2 protein-coding genes are annotated in these 564 nt (G+C 54.8%); both read left to right on the forward strand.

The window, feature by feature from the left end:
- Positions 1 to 326, forward strand: a 326-nt coding sequence (locus tag AC1RPR_RS07850) for a phage tail tip lysozyme (protein ID WP_481763408.1), incomplete at its 5' end; no start/stop codon positions are given.
- Between the two features lie 7 nt (positions 327 to 333).
- On the forward strand, positions 334 to 564 hold a 231-nt coding region (locus AC1RPR_RS07855), incomplete at its 3' end, for a hypothetical protein (RefSeq protein ID WP_481763409.1).

A 564-nucleotide genomic window follows, 5' to 3' on the forward strand; every position in this document is an offset into this window, starting at 1 on the left:
CGCAGTTCGACGTGCATGCCCGCAACCCGTACTCTGGAGCACGCGGCGTCGCCCAGTGGCTGAGCGCGGACCGCATTCGTGAATTGCGCCAGTTCCGGAAGAAGAATCCGAGCATGACCGAGGTGCAGGTTCAGGCAGCATTCCACTGGTACGAGATGGAAAAGATGGGTCTGATGGATCGCTTCCGTAAGATGCGGACGGTGGCGCAGGCCGCAGTTTTTCACCGCAAGTACTACGAGCGCCCGGGCGAGAGCGAAGCGGAAGATCGAAAAAGAATTCGCTACGGACTAGAACAGTATGCTAAACTGCGGTCTGACGCAGGATAAAGGAGAAATGATGAGCACGAGCACCATCGAAATTCGTCGTGAACTGTTGCGTGGCGCAATCGCGAAATTGCGCTTGGGTCGAACCCTATACATCTGCAACGGCATTGAGAAAACGTTGGATGAAATGCGCCCATTTTCTGATCGTGAAGTGAAGCGCACGTATTACCAACAGTCTTTGGCTCTGAAGCATCGCATTCGCGAATTGTTGGACGGGCACCACTCGTACACGACATGGCTC

This window comes from Dellaglioa sp. CoH-57-MRSF-22 (genome assembly GCF_056781895.1).